The organism is Granulicatella balaenopterae (assembly GCF_900111135.1).
Taxonomy (GTDB): domain Bacteria; phylum Bacillota; class Bacilli; order Lactobacillales; family Aerococcaceae; genus Granulicatella; species Granulicatella balaenopterae.
This window is the reverse complement of sequence record NZ_FOGF01000067.1, coordinates 1-4171: the sequence shown is the minus strand read 5'-3', so window position 1 is coordinate 4171 and position 4171 is coordinate 1. Positions and strand designations below refer to the sequence as shown.

Below are 4171 nucleotides of genomic sequence, written 5' to 3'. Positions count from 1 at the left end.
CGATTTTATTATAGGGCATCAGATGCTTTTTGTGTATAAAAAAATAAATGATGCCATTGAAGAATTTCTTCAACAACATCATTTATTGTAGAACCCTTATTTGTTAACAACTTTTTTACAATATCCATTAATGTCTTCATATCTTCCGGATTAGTATTTTTAGTTTCTTGGTTAATAATAGATGAATATACGTGAGGAATAATTTTTTAACTCCTGCATCATAAGCAATTTGAATAATTTATACATTAGCAAATCCGCAATCTAATCACAACGCATTCAAATCCAATTTTTCTTTTAATGCATGCATATTTTTAACGCCAAATAAATTTACTATTTCTTGATCAACATCTGCTATTACAAAACACTTTTTAAACTTTAACCAAGATGTGTCTTTTTCATTGTTTGCACATACAACACATCTAGTTCTTCTTTAATATGTCAAAAAAATAAATACTAGCATATTCGAAACTACCATATATTCCAAATACGCCTTTTGTATATCAAAGCTAGATGCGTAAATAGATAAACCTACATTATGCAGACTCTTCTATATCTTTCGTATTTATTCCAATAGTTGTAATGATGAAGGCAGCTAAATAAGAAATCACAAGACCAATGAAATAATGCATCATCATTGTAGGAGTCTTCATTAAAGGAATTGCAACAAGTCCAGATGGTCCCCAAGCAACTGCCATTACTTTCATAAACATTACATAAGCTCCACCAAATCCCGCACCTAAACCTGCAGTGATAAATGGTTTTCCTAAAGGAAGAGTAACACCATAAATAAGTGGTTCCCCTACACCTAAGAATCCAGCTGGTAAAGCTCCGATGATTGTCTTTTGCAGAGGTTTGTTTCCATTTTTCTTACACTTTACATAAATTGCAATTGTTGCTCCAACTTGACCAGCTCCTGCCATTGCAAGTACAGGGAATAAACTAACTCCTCCCATAGATTCTAATTGCAATGCATAGATTGGAATTAATCCATGGTGTAATCCTAAAAGTACCATTGGTAAGAATACCGCTGCTAAAACATACCCTGAAATTACACTTACTACTGGATTACTTGATGCGATTAATAGACTTAATAAATATACCAATCCATCAGATACCCAACCTGTTAAAGGCATTAATACAAGAACATATAATGTTCCAACAATGAATATTGCTAATAATGGAGTAAGAATCAAATCCAATATATCAGGTACATGCTTATGTAAGTAAGATTCTACTTTTGAAAGAATCCAAACCCCAAGAATAACACCGATAACACCACCTTTACCTATTGTTAAAATTGATTCTAGTGGAACATCAGTATTATATAGACCAAGTGCTGTAGAAATTACTACAATTTGAGAACCAATCGAAATACCACCAAGCATACCACCAAGTGCGGGAGTTGCGCCAAATTGTCTAGCAGCATTTATGCCAGTATAAATTGAAAAGTAACCTAGGAATGATCCACCAAACAATAAGCACAATTGTTGTAAGATGAATAAAAATCCATGTTTACTAGCAACCACTTCAGGAGCTGTTTGCCCAATCAAACTTGCTATCCCAAAGAATAATCCACCTGCAATAATAGCTGGGATTAATGGAATAAAGATATTAGCAAGCATTCTTAAGAATGCTTTACCTTTTGATTCATTTTGACCATCTTTTACAGCTTTTTTATTTTCTTCCCATGAATTAACTTGTTTTTTTTCCTTTAGACATGCTTGTTCGCAGAAAATATCAGTAATCTTAGTTGCTTTACCAGGACCTAAAACCACTTGAAGTGTTTCATCTTCAACTACCCCAATAACTCCATCGACTTTCTTAATTTCTTCGATATTCACTTTAGACCTATCTTTCAAATCTACACGTAAGCGTGTCATACATGAGATTGCTGAAACAACATTTTCTTTGCCACCAACTAATTCAAGAATCTTGTTTGATATCAATTCATTTGTCATAATTTCATCTCCTTTTCAATTGCGGTACGAACTTGACCATTTGCATCTTCTAACAGTTGCAATGCCTTTTCATAGCTACAACCAGTAAGAATCATAATAATCGCACTCTTACATGATCCCTGTGCTTGTGATAAAACCTGATCAGCCATTTGTTTATCAACCCCTGTAGCCTCTTGCACTATTTGGCGTGCTCTAACACAAAGCTTTTGATTTGTTTGCTGAACATCAACCATTAAATTTTGATAGACTTTTCCACATTGAACCATCGCAGTAGTTGAAATCATATTTAGAATCATCTTTTGTGCTGTACCTGCCTTTAAACGTGTACTTCCTGTTAACACTTCAGGTCCTACAACAACATCAACTGCCAACTTAGCAACCTTACCAATCTCAGAATCTTTATTACAAGAAATAGTAGCTGTCTTACACCCAACTTCATTGGCATATTCTAGAGCTCCAATAACATAAGGTGTTCTCCCACTTGCCGCAATACCAATTACAACATCCTTGTTTGTCAAATTAACTTCAATTAAATCATTACGCCCAAGAATTTTGCTGTCTTCTGCACCTTCTTTTGCTTTTACAAAAGCACCATCCCCCCCAGCAATCAATCCTACTACGGTATTAGAATTGACTCCGAATGTTGGAGGACATTCAACAGAATCTAGTACCCCCAAACGCCCACTTGTACCTGCGCCTATATAGTACAAATGACCACCAGCCATAATTGCTTTCGCTACCCAATCTGCAATCTGTGCAATAGATTTCAAATGTGGATGTATCGCAATAGGTACACTCTGATCTTCTGAATTCATAATCGATACGATTTCAAACGAGCTCATACAATCTAATTCCATTGTCTTAACATTCCGTTTTTCAGTTGCCATATTCTTCAAATTTATCTCCAATTTATTCACCTCCTTGTAATTAATTCTTAACCTAGCTTTAAATTAACATATATGATACAATTATTTCAACGAAAGCGCTATCTATCGGCACAAAGTACCAGCATTTGAACAAAATAAGCAGAAAAGGAGAACCAAATATATGAAAAATCCACTTATTCACCTTAAAGAAAAACGTACTGAATTATCTCCCACAGAAAAAAGTGTATGTGACTACATACTTCTACATCCAAGAGAAGCATCTACCGACTCTATACACCAACTAGCAAAAGAATCTTTCTCATCACCTTCTACTGTTTTGAGAACAATCAAAAAAATGGGATTCAATGGGTTTCGCCAATTCAAGAATGCTCTAATCATAGAACTAGCATCACAAGAGTCAAACTTTACAAGACACAATAGTGCAATCAAAAAAAGTGAATCTACAAAGAATACCATTCGCAAAATCACTTCTTTGTCAACAACTGCTCTACTAGAAACAAGTAAATTGATGGAAGTTGAAACCCTTGATAGATGTGTTACTCTTATACATAAATCCAATCGTTTATTATTCTTTGGGATTGGTGCATCTTATTGCAGTGCAAAAGATGCATATATGAAATTTTTACGCATAAATAAAACATGTTTAATTAATGAAGATTGGCATAATCAACTCATCACTGCTCGTAATTCTACCCCAAATGATCTTGCAATTATCGTTACCTATAGTGGCCATACTGAGGAAATTCTCGCCTGTGTCAAAGAACTAAAATTACATCATACGCCAATTATTGCAATCACTCGTTGTATACCTTCTCCTGTTTCAGATCTTTCTGACTACAAACTATATACAACTTCGCAAGAACCTATAGTAAGAAGTGGTGCTATAGCTTCCCGTATATCACAGCAATACATAACAGATATTCTTTATTCAGCCTATGTATCCGTTCATTATGATAATTGTCTACAGCAACTTACCAAAACACAAATAATCAAAGACAAAAAGTAAATTTGTTATCGATGCCAACCAAAATGTCTATTAACACCATGTTGTAGTTATCTGAATTTCATTTATTCAATACAATTACTACTAACTATCAAAGAAAAGAACATTCCTCAACGGCTCTTTGTCAAATAGGGTTGATGGAGTAGAAAAAGAGATCATACAGATAATACTGTATGATCTCTTTTTTACTTTTTTATTGTATGTTTCCATCATTAAAAAATTTTAGTTCTCAAGTGAGTACAGTTCCTATAATTATCAGCTGAGTGTAGTAATGCATGTTTTTTGTTGTTTTAATTGCATAAATAGTTATTATGTTACGATAT

At 33.9% G+C, this 4171-nt stretch carries 3 protein-coding genes and 1 pseudogene; 1 reads left to right on the top strand and 3 read right to left on the bottom strand.

Annotated elements, in window-relative coordinates; translation table 11 throughout:
• Window positions 1–104: 104 nt before the first annotated feature.
• The 3 genes and pseudogenes from BMX09_RS10330 to murQ all read right to left on the bottom strand — a co-directional run.
• Window positions 105–238, bottom strand: a pseudogene (locus BMX09_RS10330) (KDGP aldolase); the annotation flags it as partial.
• 295 nt (window positions 239–533) lie between these two features.
• A complete protein-coding gene (locus tag BMX09_RS09530; RefSeq protein ID WP_089748050.1) occupies window positions 534–1958 on the bottom strand; it encodes a PTS transporter subunit EIIC in 1425 nt (474 codons plus the stop codon).
• Window positions 1955–2860: an N-acetylmuramic acid 6-phosphate etherase gene (gene murQ / locus BMX09_RS09525; protein WP_218138949.1), complete on the bottom strand. Its 906-nt coding sequence runs from the start codon at window positions 2858–2860 to the stop codon at window positions 1955–1957. Before murQ ends, BMX09_RS09530 begins: the two co-directional genes overlap by 4 nt.
• Before the next feature lie 145 nt (window positions 2861–3005).
• Between murQ and BMX09_RS09520 the strand changes: the two genes are divergently transcribed.
• Window positions 3006–3851: a MurR/RpiR family transcriptional regulator gene (locus tag BMX09_RS09520; protein WP_089748046.1), complete on the top strand. Its 846-nt coding sequence runs from the start codon at window positions 3006–3008 to the stop codon at window positions 3849–3851.
• Window positions 3852–4171: the final 320 nt, after the last annotated feature.

Coding starts and splice junctions, on each gene's coding strand:
- BMX09_RS09520 (WP_089748046.1), top strand. CDS start 3,006: ATGAAAAATCCACTTATTCACCTTAAAGAAAAACGTACTGAATTATCT.
- BMX09_RS09530 (WP_089748050.1), bottom strand. CDS start 1,958: ATGACAAATGAATTGATATCAAACAAGATTCTTGAATTAGTTGGTGGC.